10 protein-coding genes are annotated in these 14,375 nt (G+C 49.5%); 6 read left to right on the top strand and 4 right to left on the bottom strand.

Going from position 1 to position 14,375, the window contains the following annotated elements:
* Positions 1–42 precede the first annotated feature (42 nt).
* The 3 genes from ACGHM3_RS24475 to ACGHM3_RS24465 all read left to right on the top strand — a co-directional run bounded on the left by ACGHM3_RS24475 (position 43) and on the right by ACGHM3_RS24465 (position 6,164).
* A complete protein-coding gene (locus ACGHM3_RS24475; RefSeq protein ID WP_345420657.1) occupies positions 43–2,388 on the top strand; it encodes a glycoside hydrolase family 3 N-terminal domain-containing protein in 2,346 nt (781 codons plus the stop codon).
* Positions 2,389–2,677: 289 nt separating this feature from the next.
* Positions 2,678–3,823, top strand: a complete 1,146-nt coding sequence (locus tag ACGHM3_RS24470; RefSeq protein WP_345420660.1) for an acyltransferase family protein — start codon at positions 2,678–2,680, stop codon at positions 3,821–3,823.
* Positions 3,824–4,166: 343 nt separating this feature from the next.
* Entirely contained in the window at positions 4,167–6,164 is a 1,998-nt protein-coding gene (locus ACGHM3_RS24465; protein WP_345420663.1) for an Ig-like domain-containing protein, read from the top strand.
* Between the two features lie 278 nt (positions 6,165–6,442).
* On the opposite strand, the gene ACGHM3_RS24460 is transcribed toward ACGHM3_RS24465, so the two are convergent.
* From ACGHM3_RS24460 to ACGHM3_RS24450, 3 genes are all read right to left on the bottom strand, one after another.
* Positions 6,443–6,604: a hypothetical protein gene (locus ACGHM3_RS24460; protein WP_345420666.1), complete on the bottom strand. Its 162-nt coding sequence runs from the start codon at positions 6,602–6,604 to the stop codon at positions 6,443–6,445.
* 156 nt (positions 6,605–6,760) lie between these two features.
* Positions 6,761–7,093, bottom strand: a complete 333-nt coding sequence (locus ACGHM3_RS24455; RefSeq protein ID WP_345420669.1) for a DUF6122 family protein — start codon at positions 7,091–7,093, stop codon at positions 6,761–6,763.
* 242 nt (positions 7,094–7,335) lie between these two features.
* The gene (locus ACGHM3_RS24450; RefSeq protein ID WP_345420672.1) at positions 7,336–8,226 is read right to left on the bottom strand and encodes a mechanosensitive ion channel family protein; all 891 of its coding nucleotides are present in this window, start codon (positions 8,224–8,226) and stop codon (positions 7,336–7,338) included.
* A 563-nt stretch (positions 8,227–8,789) separates the two neighbouring features.
* Here ACGHM3_RS24450 and ACGHM3_RS24445 point away from each other — a divergent pair.
* Complete coding sequence (locus ACGHM3_RS24445; protein WP_345420675.1) at positions 8,790–11,120, top strand: VCBS repeat-containing protein; 2,331 nt, start codon at positions 8,790–8,792, stop codon at positions 11,118–11,120.
* 175 nt (positions 11,121–11,295) lie between these two features.
* Positions 11,296–11,985 (top strand): hypothetical protein, encoded by a 690-nt coding sequence (locus ACGHM3_RS24440; RefSeq protein WP_345420678.1) that lies wholly within the window; start codon positions 11,296–11,298, stop codon positions 11,983–11,985.
* Positions 11,986–12,134: 149 nt separating this feature from the next.
* Here the strand turns inward: ACGHM3_RS24440 and ACGHM3_RS24435 are convergent, their stop codons facing one another.
* Positions 12,135–13,196, bottom strand: a complete 1,062-nt coding sequence (locus ACGHM3_RS24435; RefSeq protein WP_345420681.1) for an ankyrin repeat domain-containing protein — start codon at positions 13,194–13,196, stop codon at positions 12,135–12,137.
* A 535-nt stretch (positions 13,197–13,731) separates the two neighbouring features.
* On the opposite strand from ACGHM3_RS24435, the gene ACGHM3_RS24430 reads away from it, so the two are divergent.
* Positions 13,732–14,355: a hypothetical protein gene (locus tag ACGHM3_RS24430; RefSeq protein WP_345420684.1), complete on the top strand. Its 624-nt coding sequence runs from the start codon at positions 13,732–13,734 to the stop codon at positions 14,353–14,355.
* Positions 14,356–14,375: the final 20 nt, after the last annotated feature.

Here is a 14,375-nt window from a genome sequence, read left to right as displayed (position 1 = left end):
TGAATATAAATCTAAAAACAAGCGAACGGCAAAGGCAAAGCTATGCAATTCAAACTTTCTAAACTCCATATGGCCCTGACTTCCAGCGCAATCATCCTAGCCGGCTGTAGCGAGCCGCAAAACCGCTGGTCGCAGAGCGAACCAGACGGCGATATCAGGCGCGTGGTGGTTGCCGGCGGCCCAACGCTGGGCTACTCAGCGCGCTCAGGGGTGAGTATTTTAGAAATTGATGGCCTGCCCTTTAAAGATTTAAACCGCAACGGCGAGCTGGATACCTATGAAGACTGGCGTTTAGATGCCACTACCCGGGCCACCAGCCTGGCCGCTGCGCTAAGCAAAGAAGAAATCGCCGGCCTTATGCTGTACAGCCGTCACCAAGCCATCCCAGCGCCGGAGCAGGGCTATTTTGCCGCCACCTATAGCGGCAAGCCGTTTTCTGAATCCGGTGCGGCGGCGGATGCGTTGTCTGATCAGCAACTGGAATTTATCACCCAAAGCAATGTGCGACATGTGTTGTTAACTTCGGTGCAGAGCCCCCGCGTGGCGGCTAATTGGAACAACAACCTGCAACAACTGGCCGAGGGCATAGGTTTTGGCATCCCCGCCAACAACAGCTCAGACCCTCGCCACGGTGCGCGCAAAGATGCCGAATACAACGCTGGCTCCGGCGGTACCATTTCACAATGGCCCGAGCAGCTGGGCCTTTCCGCTACCTTTGAGCCCAGTATTACCCAGCAGTTTGGCGAAATAGCGGGTCAAGAATACCGCGCCCTGGGCATTACCACCGCGCTCTCGCCGCAAATAGACTTGGCCACAGAGCCGCGCTGGAGCCGTTTTTACGGCACCTTCGGCGGCCACCCACAACTGGCCACGGACATGGCCCAAGCGTATATCGATGGTTTCCAAACCAGTGAAGGCAGCGATGAAATTGGCGGCGGCTGGGGCTGGCACAGCGTAAACACCATGGTTAAGCACTGGCCCGGTGGTGGCACCGGCGAAGCTGGCCGCGATGCCCACTTTGCCTTTGGTAAATTTGGCGTTTACCCTGGTAACGCCTTTGAAACCCATCTAAAACCGTTTGTAGAGGGTGCCTTTAACCTTAAAGGCAAAACTAAGATGGCCTCGGCGGTGATGCCCTACTACACCATCTCATACGACCAAGATACCGCCTACGGTGAAAACGTGGGCAACGGTTTCAGCAAATACATCATCAATGATTTACTGCGCGAGCAAGTGGGCTACGACGGCGTAGTGTGTACCGATTGGTTGATCACCGGCGACGAAGGCGCAAGCCCAGGAGACTTTGCCGGTAAAAGCTGGGGCGTAGAAACGCTCAGCATTGCCGAGCGTCATTTTAAAGTACTGGAAGCCGGGTTGGATCAATTCGGTGGCAACAACGATATGCAACCGGTGTTAGCCGCATTCCAAATGTTGGAAGATAAATACGGCGCAGACGCCGCCCGAGCGCGCATTGAGCGCTCTACCGTGCGTTTGTTAAAAAATATTTTTCGAGTGGGCTTATTTGAAAACCCCTACCTCGATGCCGACACTACCGAGCGAACCGTGGGCCAGCCAGACTTTATGAAAGCCGGTTACGACGCGCAGTTAAAATCCTTAGTGATGATTAAAAACGCTGACCAAACCTTGCCGTTGGCCAAGGATAAAAAGGTGGTGTACGTTCCTAAAAACAGCTTCCCAGAAACCACCAACTTTTTTGGCTTCCAAGATCCACCGCAAGAAAAATACCTTATCGACAGAAAACTTCTGGCCAAGGATTTTGAAGTGAGTGAATCCCCAGCCGAAGCCGACTTTGCCCTGGTGTTTGTCAAAAGCCCGGTGAGTAGTGGCTACTCTAAGCAAGACCGCGCCGAAGGCGGCAATGGCTACCTACCCATCAGCCTGCAACACGAAGATTACGTTGCCGAACACGGCCGTAAAAACAGCATTGCCGCCGGCGACCCAGTGGTCGACCCGGAAATTACCAACCGTAGCTACCAAGGCAAAACCGGCCTATCCAACAGCCGATTGGATTTGCCCATGCTAAAAGAACTGCGGGCCACCATGGGTGATAAACCCATTATTTTGGTGGTTAGTGTTACCAACCCCATGGTGTTTGCCGATGTAGAGCCTTTGGTAGACAGCATCATTATCGAATTTGGTGTGCAGGTCAGTGCCATCGCCGATATGATCACCGGCAGAGAAGAACCCAGCGGTTTATTGCCCATGCAAATGCCGTTGGATATGAAAACCGTAGAGCTGCAGTTAGAAGACGTGCCCATGGATATGCAACCCTACGTGGATAGCCAGGGCAACCGTTACGATTTTGCTTTCGGCTTAAACTGGGCCGGAGTAATTCGTGATAAACGCACTGAGCGTTATACGAAATAACTTTTAGTGTTTTCTTTTTAGGGGCGATTATCGCCCTTTTTTTTATGGCCCGTATTTTATCGTTAGATGTCCAAATAAATTATTACACTCGCTTACAAACAGCTACATAAATATCTGACCAGTGGTCTCTCCAGCCTTTGCAAATTTAAATTCTCACAAAAACCTAAAAATAAAGAGACTCCGGTGGCAAAAATGAACATGCGCTAGCTCTGTTGACCAGAGGTTCGTGCTAAGGTCGTTGCAATACACAATGCACTAAACTTTTGGCTTTAGAGGTAGGACCTTAAGGATGAGTAACGACCGGCTGCACTACATGGACAACCTGCGTGCAATAGTGATGATTATGGGGGTGTTCTTCCACGCGGGTTTGGCTTATAGCCCAATAATGCACCAGGTGTGGATGTCAGCCAGTGTGGAGCAGCACCCGGCTGTGGATGTTATTAATAATTTTACCCACATTTTTCGCATGCCTTTGTTTTTTATTGTGGCCGGTTTTTTTGCTGCCCTGCTGATGCAAAAGCGCGGCGTAAAAGCCTTTGCCAAAAACAGAGCTTTGCGGGTGGGTTTGCCGTTTGTTATTTTTTGGCCCTTGGTAACCGCGGCGATTGTTATTCCTATTTTGGCTTTAATTGAACAAGGCGGAGAGCTACCGCCTTTATTGCGGCTGATCGCCAATGCCGCGGATTCGCCGGATCAATCCGAGCCACCCCTGACGACGACCTACCTTTGGTTTCTGTACTATTTAATAATGTTTTACGCCGTGGCCTGTATTGCGCAAAAGTTACCGCTTGCGGGTTTGCGGCAACGCATTGCCAACATGCCGGCCTGGGCGGTGGTGCTGGTGTTACCCCTGGTGCTGTTGCCGGGCCTGGGCTTAACCATTGTGCCAATCTACCCGCCGGAAAGTTTTATTCCCACACTTTGGCCGTTTTTGTTTTACGGATTATTTTTCGCCTACGGCTTTGTGTTGTTTAATTCCCAGGGCGTAGTCGCCGGCTTTAAACCGCTACTGCCATGGCTGGCAGTAGGCTCCGTTGCGTTGTACATTGCCATGGCTTTTATGGTGCCCAAAGAAGTCACCCTAGAAACCACCCACCAAGACTGGCCGGTACGGGCCGGGTTAATGTTATGCATCGCCTATATTGCTGTTGCAATGAGTATGGCTGGGTTGATCCTGGCCAAACGCTACCTGGATATTCGGGTAGGTTTTATGCGCTATATGGCCGATGCCTCCTACTGGATATATCTAATCCACCTACCCATTGTGTTGCTGATCCAATACGCGCTAATGAACGTTGCGCTTGGGCTGGTGCTGGAGTTTTTAATTTCCTCCTTGGGGGCGCTTATTATTTGTACACTCACCTACGCCTTATTTGTGCGCAGTACTTGGCTGGGTGTGTTACTCAACGGTAAGCGTCAGCCGCGTTTTAGCTAGCGCTTTAATCCAAGCGTTTTAATCCAAAAGGCAAATTCTAAGAAAGATAATCCAACCACTACGAAAATCCGCAGCAGCGAACAAAAACTGATCAGCAGTTGTATGTTCATACAAAATAAGAGGCCGCTAAAATAAGCTAATCCATCATTTATTTCTTTTCGTTCCTAACAAACTGGCGAATTTACAATTACTTGCTAGGTTTAACATGAAATGGTGTTTCTTGTTCTCCTTTAGTGTATATAAGTGCTGCGTAAACAATCGCCAGGCTTCAGCAGGAATTTAAAAGAAAATGGATAGGTTAAGTATGCCTTTTAGAAAATCAGTGCTTGATAAGCGCCAGCTAATGATAGCGGCTAGTTTTTCAGCAACCGTGGTGGCCGCGATGAGCCAACCTGCGTTTGCTCAAACCCAATCTTGTAGCGGGCAGGCTGATGTTTGGTTTGCCAACGATGAATCAGACAGTGTGGTAGACGAAGAAGGTATCTACGCGCTGGATTTTCTCTATCAACTTACGGATCAATTTACGTTCAGCGCCGCCGATGGTACCCAGGCAGCAATTTTTGGCTGGTCTGACGCACAGGGTGCATTCGATTATATTTTGCCCGCAACAGCCACCTTTGGTGATACCGGCGATACCGGCCTGCTAGACCCTAATGGCGATGGCCTTGCCGACGACACCAGCATTGTGATTGATGGCGATTTATTCGGCATACGCGAGCTGTACCAAGAGCGTAACTACGCCGGTGGTACCTGGCTGGGCCGGGCTACCAAAGATTTGGCAGAGCGCATTGGCGACAATACCGACTCCAACTCCGACGGCGTTACCGACAACGGCCGCCGTAGTGGCGCATCGCAAATCGCGGTGTTGCTTACCGATGCCAACCAAGATCAATTGGGCAGCATTGGCGAAGGTGCAGCAGCGGGTAACCGTGGTGGTGCCGACTGGGAAGCCGCCATTGCCGATCTCGTGGCCTTAAACGGTGGTACCGAGCTGGTGTTGGTGTTGATAGACCAAGCCGCAGACGTGTACACCGGCAGCGTCTACACCGAGGTGAAGGACTTTATCGATGGTCTTGTGGCCAATTACGGCGTAAAGCTGGTGATTGGTGATTCCTTTGAAGCCATGGCAGACCCGGCCCAGGGCCACATTACCAGCCTAAGCAGCACCATTTGTGACCTTACCGACCTAGTCGCCAGATTGGACGCGCCGGGCTCGTTTACCAACAACGATCCGTTTACCGTAACTTTTACCTTCAGTGAAGACGTTACCGGCTTTGACGCCAACGATATTGCGCTGGCCAACGCTACATTGAGCGAATTCACCGCGGTCTCCGGCGCTGAGTACACCGCCACCGTTACCCCAGACGGCACGCAAACGGATATCTCTATCGATATCGCCGCTGCGGCCGCCCAGAGCAGCAACGGCCGCCAGAACGTGCAAAAACAAGCCCTGGTCACCTTTGATACCGATGGCGATGGCGTGGGTGATAGCGAAGAAGGCACCGTAGCCGACGACGACGGTGATGGCATCCCCAACTTCCAGGATTTGGACAGCGACAACGACAACATCCCAGATGTAGTAGAAAACAACCCTGCCAACACCGAAGACACCGACACAGACGGTGACGGTACGCCGGATTACTTGGATATCGACAGCGACAACGACGGCATCCCAGATAGCGTAGAAGCCTACGAAACCGTGCCGCCGTTCTCTGGTGCCGACACCGACGGCGACGGCATTGACGACGCTATAGACGCCGACAACGGTGGTCCCACCGCCGATGCTAACAACAACGGCATCAGCGATGTGTACGAGCCTTTGGACACCGATGGCGACGGCATTCCAGACTACCGCGACCTAGACTCCGATAACGACAGCCTGTCGGATATCAGTGAATCTGGCGGTGAGGATAGCGACGGTAACGCTCAGGTAGATGACCTAGCTGACCAAGGCACTACAGACAACCCCACCGACTCCGACAGCGATGGCCTGCCGGACTACCGTGACCTGCAAAGCGACAACTACGCCAACGACGGTGCCGGTGATTACGACATCGACAACGGTAACCTAGGCGATGGCCAAGCTAATAGCGATGGTACCGTAACCGATACCACCGACGCCGACCAGGATGGCTTGGTTAACGTAGTGGACTCTGACCCAGGCTCCTTTGGTGAAGAGAGTGTGCCTGCCAGTGGCAACACTGGTGGTTCTAGCAGTGCCGGAGGTTCCTCTTCTGGCGGTGGCGGCTCCGGTGCTTTTGGTGCACTTGGCTTGTTCGCGCTGATGCTAACCCTGTTCACACGTCGGTTTGGCAAAAGCCGAGTGGTTAAGCGTGCTTAAGCAGCGTAAAGCCGTTAGCTAAGCAAAGGCTAACCTGCAATAACCGCTAAAGGGCGGCCAGTGATGGTCGCCCTTTTTGCGTTTACGCCGCTCGGAATTCAAACAGAAAAAGCATTGCACGGGCTCGCCGTACTTTTTGGGTATGTACAAGAAAAGGTGAGTAGATATTTGATTCAACAACACCAGCCCTGGGCACGCGCGTGGGTGCCCAGGGTAGTGGCTTAAAGAGGAGCCCTACTGCTAAGCCCAACCAGGGCAAGCTACAGTTTTATAGCGGATTAATCGTTACTGGCTTCATCCTTTTTACGGCGGTCACCCTTGCGCCGCTCGGCCTCAGCATGGCCATGGAAGCCCAGATCGATCTTGCGTCTGTCTGGATTTTGCCGTTCTTCAAGGGCCTCATCCAACTGCTCTATTACTACGTTCTTTTTCTGTTCCATAATCGTACTTTCACAAGTGCATCAAAGATAACGATTAAAGTTTAGATCAGTATTCAAAAAAATCCCGCCACAAAATAAAAAATCCACACCTGCTAATATGAAGCGGGCTCGATATACGATGCAGGTAAAATCACAGCAGGCACTCATATCGGACAATCAAAAATCGCCGGCGTAAACGTTTAACCAGTGGCCATTGGTAAACTGACAATCCAACGAATCCAACCCCATATGTATCACAAGGCCGATACCCAGCAGCTTGGTCTTAGGCAAAAAACACAAGCAACCATACAGCGCGATAACCGGAAGCCTATGCAGCGGGTGAAAACCAATACTACAGCGGGTAGGGTCATAGATTGGGTTGGCAAAAATATGATCAATATCCACCAGCATGGTGGCCAGCATAATTAGGTAGGCTGTTTTCCAGTGCGATCGAAAGAATATTGCGCAAATAGCGGCGGGCACTAAAAAGTGTAGCAAGATATGCAGCATGAAATCACTGTTCGCGTTTTAACCAAGGAGGTGGCAAGCGTGCTGGCTCCGTATCAACTGCCTAGCTTTGTGGGGGTAGATTAAATCTAATCATACCTTGATCAAACCTACATCGAAACACAACGGCAGCGCCGTGCAATCAGCGCTGCCTCGCAGTCTTTGCATGCCGCTATCCAAACCTTGCTAAAGAAAAGGCAACTGCACTAACCAAAAGCTAAATGCCCTAGGTTGTTAAATCCAGGTTATTGGGCTTCGGCTTTCGCTTGGTCGGGATCAGATTGCAAGCCGTTAATGGCCAGCGGCTCTTTAAAGGTAAGCGTACGGTAGGGGAATGGTATTTCAATGCCGGCTTTATCCAGTGCTGCCTTAACCGCAGTAACCACTTCGTCTTTGGTTTGTAGCTCTTCAATGGGTCTTGGCGCTGCCCACCAGCGCACGATAAAATCCACCGATGAACTGTTAAATTCGTTGGCGTATACCTCTATGCCCTTTTGCTCGTTGATGGTACTCAAACCGCTGAGCGACTTTTTAATAACCGACCGAGCTTGGCTAACGTCCTCGTCGTACGCCACACCTACCACAATATGATAACGGCGCAAGGATTTATCGGTAACGACATTAAGCGGATTTTTAAACAAATAGCTGTTGGGCACCAGCACCAGTTGATCGTCGGTTTGGCGGATGTAAGTCTCACGTAAGGATATATGCTCAACCTTACCGCTGATAGAATCACACTCGATAAAATCGCCCAGACTCATTGGCCGGCGCAGCATAATAAGCACGCCAGCGAAAAAATTCTCAAAAATGTCTTTAAAAGCTAGACCAACCGCTACCGAACCAAGGCCTAGCGCTGTGAGTAACTTGGCAGGGGTAAGCGATGGGAAGACCACTGTTGTAGCCACTAAAATACCCACGATCCAAAGGCCAACACGCACCAGAGTAACGATCAAATCCTGCAGCGATGGCCTAAGCCGAGTGGGCTTAAGCGCACGCTTTACGACGCGAGTGATAATAGCTACAAGCAACACGGTAAGAATCAATACCGTAAAGCCAATGGCCATTAAAGGCAGTGACTTAACCAAGCCCAGCCACATGCTGGTAAATTTATCTTCTAAAAGCGTTTGAATTTCCATAGTGTGTTTGTTTTGTAATGGCTGCGGCCTGTGAGGGCGTAGCCGGGTTTTTATTAAATGTGCAAAGCCGCTGTGTAATATTTATAAATATGTGGCAGCTCGTGCATGAATTCAGTTGTCAAAACGAGGCAGTTGCGTTTAGCTTATAGCATTACCTGCCAGTATCGTCATACAGCCGTCGTGATCGAAATGATCGGATTAAACCTGTATTCCTAAGCAAATGTATCTAACCCCATGTAGTCCCTTTGCAGAAGCACGAGTGAATCAAAGCAATGGCTTAAATAACGACTCAAACAAGAACTTAAGCAAGAACGTGACCAATTCGATAATAGGTGGTTACAGCGTACTTGTGTAACAGCCATAGGCGGGAGCAAGAGGAGTGAGTAAGGCCCGAATATTCATCGAATGATGAGGCTACAAGGAGCCCAAAGAAGCTTAACAAAGCTTATTTTGTTGATTTTAGGTAGATGTGTTTAAAATATAAGCCCCAAGGCACATTATGGTTAAAAATCGATCAGAATTGGCCGGTGTAAGTAATCTTGATGGTATCAAAAGGATTTTGTGTGCAGCAGTTAAAAGGTATTTCGGTGCGCAGGGCGCTGGCTTTGGTGAGCCTAGTGTATGCAAGTTTGGCTCTCACAACTACAGCCGCATGGGCCGAGCAGCCTAGCTGGGAGCGGTCCGTTACCGCTGATGACCCGGCGGCAGAGCACGCCCACGGACTAACATCCTACGGTAACTACCTGTATACCGTAGTTACCAACAAGCAAGGTGAGCCTTTCGAATGCCCGGGTTGCGAACTAGTCCAGTTTACCCACAAAGGCGAGCGCAATTGGTCGGTGCCATTCGCTTTGAGCAGCGGTGTCGATACTAACGAAATTTATCCCGCCCGCCTCGCCAATTTAGCCGTTAATCAGCACGGCGTTTATATAATTTCTAAGGGTGCCACTAGAAACTATTGGATACTGGCCTATTCGCACGCGGGCGATCTGCGGTGGGAGCGGGGCGTTGATGGTACTCTGTCAGCGATAGCGGCAGACGAAAATGGGGTGTACTTAACCTACCGTACTCAAACATTCAGCAATTACGAAACCACTCTGATGGGCTTGGATTCTAACGGCCAAGAGCAATGGCAGTACATCCTGGAAGAGGCCCCAGAAAATAACCTTATTTCTAATTTAGTGGTTGCTGATGATGTCATCGCTGCTGTAAACCCTAATAACTTTAAAATCCATCTACTGCAAACCGATGGCGCCTATATGCGTGACCTAACAACGTTGGGCGTGGTTAAAGATATTCAGTGGTTTAATGGTGCCTTGTACACCCACGAAAGCGGTGCCGGGCAGATGTGGCAGAAGGCTGTAGCCACCAGCGATGCTTGGTCTTATATCCTAAGCGGTGAAGACTATCATCGAATCGTTAGGTACCAGCAAAGTGGCGCCACTAGCGTGCTGGTGCAAACTGAACCGCAAGATTTTGATTTTCCTTTAATACCCATATCTGCGGAAAACAACCTCAGCGTTAGCCAAAGAGGTATAGAATTATTCTATCAGCCGCTGTCGCCCTCTGGAGCGATACACTACGTAAATTACGATCTAGACGGTACTTTGAAGTACTCCAGTGAGCTAGCGTCTTTTAAATCGCCGTTAAACACCGAGTACAAACCGCAGGTAGCCATTACTGAAAGCGATACCTTTTTAATGTACGGGCTAAAAGAGTTTAGCGCTGGCCAGGATAGCTATCGGTTAGCAAAGTTATCGGATGCGTTCGTGGGACAATGGAAAAATCACTCCGTGGTTTCTCTTGGTGACATAAATGCCGATGGCAATGCAGACTACGCAGTAAGCTCGGTTACCTATGATCGCTGGCTGGGAGAAGAATGGGTATCTGCTCAGGTGGTGTACGGTGGTAGTGGCCAGCTTGGCACAAAAGTATCCTTCGATATCATCAAAAACCCAGCGCCGCTAAAAGCCATTAACGACTTAAACGGAAATGGTTCGCCAGAGCTTGCCGCATTCGATAAATTCACTGGCGGCGTACAAATTGTTGATAGCGAAACTAATACGCCGATTAGCTTTTTATCTTTTAGGAGTCAGCTCACACCAAAGGGTTGGGCGCTTATACCAGACCAAAATGGCAATGGCTCACCTGAAATAGCCGTACTAAGCCGTGGAGAAAACCGTACTTATGCAGAAGTAAAAGACAGCTATAACGGTGAGTTAATCACCAGTGTTTCTTTTAATCCTACCTTTGAGCCAATGGATCTATCCCTAGTAGCAGATGCCAACGCTGATGGTAAGCCAGAGCTTGCGATGCTTGGCTTTAATGCCGTTACTGGTGTTACAAAAGTTGAAATACGAGGCCTAAACGGTAAGTTAGTAAAAAACATATGGGCAGGTAAAAACTACCAGCCATCGTATTTTGCTGAACAATCCACCGGAGAGGAGTTACAGCCGCTGGGCCTAAACCACCTTGTATTTTTCCAAGAGAAACTAGTCGGTACGGGTAAACGAAGCGTTACCGTTGATGTGGCCGCGGGTATTGTCAGTAATGTACAGGGATTAAACTGGCAGTTTGATTTAACAAGTGCTGCAGTGCTTGGCGACGTTACCGGAGATGGTCTACCAGAGATAGCTGCTTTGGCCAGTAAGCGCGGCTTGGTTAACGGTAAAATCGAGACTAAAAATAAAGTCGAAATCCTAGACTCACATGCAGGCCGAGTGGTAACTCGCGCATGGCAAAAGCTGAATGCCGATGTCTACCATGTGGCGCCGGTGGTAAGTGCTGGTGGGCCAATAGAATTCGCAACTGTCTTCCGCAAAAATGGCCGGTTATTCCTGCGCGTACAAGATGCAACTACCAAGCAAGAAACTGCATTAATATCATTGCAATAGTATTTCTAGAAAACGCCGCTACGATGCGGCGTTCGATATTACAAAAGCACTAACATCCTATTAATCGTAATAAATCCTAGTGCGCCTGTGCAAAATGTACGCAGGCTGCGAGTCCCATAAAACAACATAATTTGTTAACTTCAGTATTCAATAAAAACAGAAGTGGAATAAACCTATGAGAAAGCTGTTCTTTATTCTTTTGGTGGCCTCGTTGCTGCCATCCTGTGCAACCACCAACGCACCACTTAATTTTAATGAAGGTGACCGAGTGGTTGTTGTTAATAACTTAGATGATACATTTATGGTTCAGTGGGCGGGATTAACCGTATTTGATTCTGCCAAGGATAACATCGAGTTGGGCTACTCTCGTTCGCAAGCTGTAACAGAGTACGTAAAATCTAAATCCAATAGTAATGTTTATTTTGATGTGAAAGATGTTCCTCAGGATGGTAAGCCAGTGCACTACTTACACATAAAAAACAGCCAAGAGTGCGCTGGTATGTACTGCAGCTATTATTTGCCCGGTAGCGGTATCTTCGGTAATAATTTTAACCGCTGGGCGATGTCAACATTGGTTTTTACTTTAACGGATCAGCCAACTAGAGTGGCGGAAGAATCTAGGTATTACTTCAAAATAGCTCGAGTCAAAACTAGCATAACCAAAAAGAAAGTTAAGAAGAAAGCTGAGCCGACTGTTTTTAAAGACTTAATGCAATGTATCGATGACAAAGTCTTGGATCTGGCAATGTATTACGTCAATCAGTCCATGCCTCTTTTTCACTCAGTGGCCGTGCCTGAAGGCAAGCAGAGCATAAAGAAAAATGAAGTGAGCGTAAACGAAAGTGAGTGTCGGGATAAGCTCTAGGGTCTTAGTAAACAGTAAGAGAATTGGTTCAGGCGGTGAGTGATTTAGTCGCCTGTATCGCCCTGTCAAAGGCAAAAACTGCGGCGATCGGTGGTCCCAGGCGGGTATTTTTGCTGATCCATGTTCTCAATGTATGGCCAGATTTTCGATTAGGGCGTTGCGCCATATTCTTCTAGCAAACTGGCGATATTGGTATTGTCTGCTTTCAGCGCGTAATTTATCGCCGTATACCCATCGTCGTCAGCGATATTGAAATCCAAATCGGCTTGCTTTAACAAATCCAAAATGGGCCTTAGGTTGCGGCTGTCACCGGGTGCAATGTCGCTATTTCGTTGATAGAAATCGCCAAATTTAGTGACGATATAAAAAAGAACTGTTCTGCCGTTGTTGTCGGTTGCATTCACATCGATACCAGCTTCGATTAGAGCTTCGGCCAATGCAGAGAACTCCACTGCGTAGGTAGCGCGCATTAATGCGGTTGCGCCTTGTTCATCGGTAGTGGCAATGTCTGCGCCGTTTTGTACTAATACCCCTACGATGCTTTTAGGTGAAACGGCTGTGCTGGATTGTGAAGTTAAATATAGCAGCGGCGTTAGCCCGTATTTATCTTTTGCATTAACCTCGGCGCCCTGTGATAACAATAGCTGCGTTTCTTCTTCGGTGATGCCATTGCCCGCGAGCCTAGCCATAAACGGCGTTCTGCCGTTCGCATCTCGGTGTTTAACTTCGGCGTTATGGTTTATCAACAACTCGGTAATAACCCCGTTAGGACTAAAATACAAAGCGGTTACCCCATTGTTATCGGCCTGGTTTACGGCTGCGCCATTATTTAGTAACCAATCTATAAACTGTGTTGGCTGCTGTCCTTCGTGAAAGATCAAAGCTTGCATTAAAGCAGTTCTACCGCTGGCATCGGCTGCATCAACGCTTAAGCCCGAGCTGAGTAATTGATTTAAATCGGCCCCTGGGTCCAGGCAAAGGTTCTGTTCCGCTTCACGGAATTCAGTAAAGTAATTGGCTAAGTGATAAAAAGACAAATCTTGGCCATCGTTAAAGCTGCTGTTCCGCCACCATTGTGGTATTGCTTCTTGGCATGGGGCCTTTTGTTGTGACTGCGCTGCTTGCATAGTACCGCTGTCATCCGAGCAGCCGAGTAACAAAAGCATCATCGTAGAGGTTGCGACGCTGGCGAAGATCAATTTAGGAGTCATACCGAGAAAATTCCTTTTATGGCTGACGCTAATCATGTCACAGAGTGGCAGTCAGTCGCTAGCCGGCATTGCAAATGTTGTTATAACTTAAATTCAACTATCTTGAGCAAAGTATAAAGGTTCCCACGTTTCGATAATGATGCGGAGTGTACGAGTGTCGTGACCTCTCTCGAGATCCTTTGCTAAAGGATTGGTTTTATGGTCGAACTTACCTAGGATCGTGCAGAATGTTAGGAGGCGGTACCCGAGCGACTGGACTGGCGATGCTTTTATAGCTGCCCTAGCTTGTCCTGTCTGATCCATAGCATTGCGGATTCATAGCAAACGCTAGGTGAAGAGGAGGGGCCGATACACAGCCAAAATTTCTTATCCGGCAGAATGATATTGTTAAGCGATTTGATGTCGATAGACTTAACGGCCGGGCTGGCTGAGCGCCATCATACGTGTACGATTGGCTTTCTCGGACTTGCCCGTTTCTGCCCCGAAAAGTGCAAGTTGCCTCGGCACGGCTATCGCGATTAAAAAGGACTAACCCATGTGGACCCCGACTTTGCAAGTAGCTGCGGCCAGCTCCCCAGAACGGTTTGCCGTTGTGGTTGCCGATCCAGATCTCGACGATCCCTTCTCAATCCTGCTCGAATACAACGCGCGCTCGCCACAGGCTTGGCAGCGCATCGACATTGAGCGGGAAATCGTTAGCCTGTGTTATCGCCCGGCGATGCGCGAGGGCGCCATGCCTGTGCTTATGGCGCTCAGTAACGAGGGCGATGTTTGTACCACCACCGCCGAAGGCGTATCCCGTAGCGTGATTCCCGGAGCCGGCTTGGCAGGCCCAGGCGGGCGCGGGCAGACCTGGGCCATTTGCTCAAGCCCAGAGCAGATTGTGGTGGGCGGAGATGGCGCACAACTTTATATTTCTTGCGATGGTGAGTGTTGGGAGGCGGTGCCCATGGTTGGTGCTGTTGAGGGAATCACCCCTCGGACGCGGGTTGTTGCTGTTGCCGAGCTCGCCGGTGGTGATGCGGCGCTATTGTGTCGCAGCGATCCGCCACCTGCTTTCCAGCCCGGCGCCCTGCAGGATGGCATGTCCATAGAAGATATGATGGCGGTCATCGAGGCCAATCAGGCGGGCCAGCAGGGCCGTGCCGCTACCCATTAATTCCAGGTGCTGCAACTTGA

The sequence above is a fragment of the Halioxenophilus aromaticivorans genome, assembly GCF_042850945.1.
Classification (GTDB): Bacteria; Pseudomonadota; Gammaproteobacteria; order Pseudomonadales; family Cellvibrionaceae; genus Halioxenophilus; species Halioxenophilus aromaticivorans.
Note: the sequence above shows the minus strand (reverse complement) of the source record. Positions and strands in the feature narration are given on the sequence as shown.

What these genes read in the sequence shown, in the direction of transcription:
- ACGHM3_RS24475 (WP_345420657.1), top strand. Translation starts at nt 43, where the DNA reads ATGCAATTCAAACTTTCTAAACTCCATATGGCCCTGACTTCCAGCGCA.
- ACGHM3_RS24470 (WP_345420660.1), top strand. Translation starts at nt 2,678, where the DNA reads ATGAGTAACGACCGGCTGCACTACATGGACAACCTGCGTGCAATAGTG.
- ACGHM3_RS24465 (WP_345420663.1), top strand. Translation starts at nt 4,167, where the DNA reads ATGATAGCGGCTAGTTTTTCAGCAACCGTGGTGGCCGCGATGAGCCAA.
- ACGHM3_RS24460 (WP_345420666.1), bottom strand. Translation starts at nt 6,604, where the DNA reads ATGGAACAGAAAAAGAACGTAGTAATAGAGCAGTTGGATGAGGCCCTT.
- ACGHM3_RS24455 (WP_345420669.1), bottom strand. Translation starts at nt 7,093, where the DNA reads ATGCTGCATATCTTGCTACACTTTTTAGTGCCCGCCGCTATTTGCGCA.
- ACGHM3_RS24450 (WP_345420672.1), bottom strand. Translation starts at nt 8,226, where the DNA reads ATGGAAATTCAAACGCTTTTAGAAGATAAATTTACCAGCATGTGGCTG.
- ACGHM3_RS24440 (WP_345420678.1), top strand. Translation starts at nt 11,296, where the DNA reads ATGAGAAAGCTGTTCTTTATTCTTTTGGTGGCCTCGTTGCTGCCATCC.
- ACGHM3_RS24435 (WP_345420681.1), bottom strand. Translation starts at nt 13,196, where the DNA reads ATGACTCCTAAATTGATCTTCGCCAGCGTCGCAACCTCTACGATGATG.
- ACGHM3_RS24430 (WP_345420684.1), top strand. Translation starts at nt 13,732, where the DNA reads ATGTGGACCCCGACTTTGCAAGTAGCTGCGGCCAGCTCCCCAGAACGG.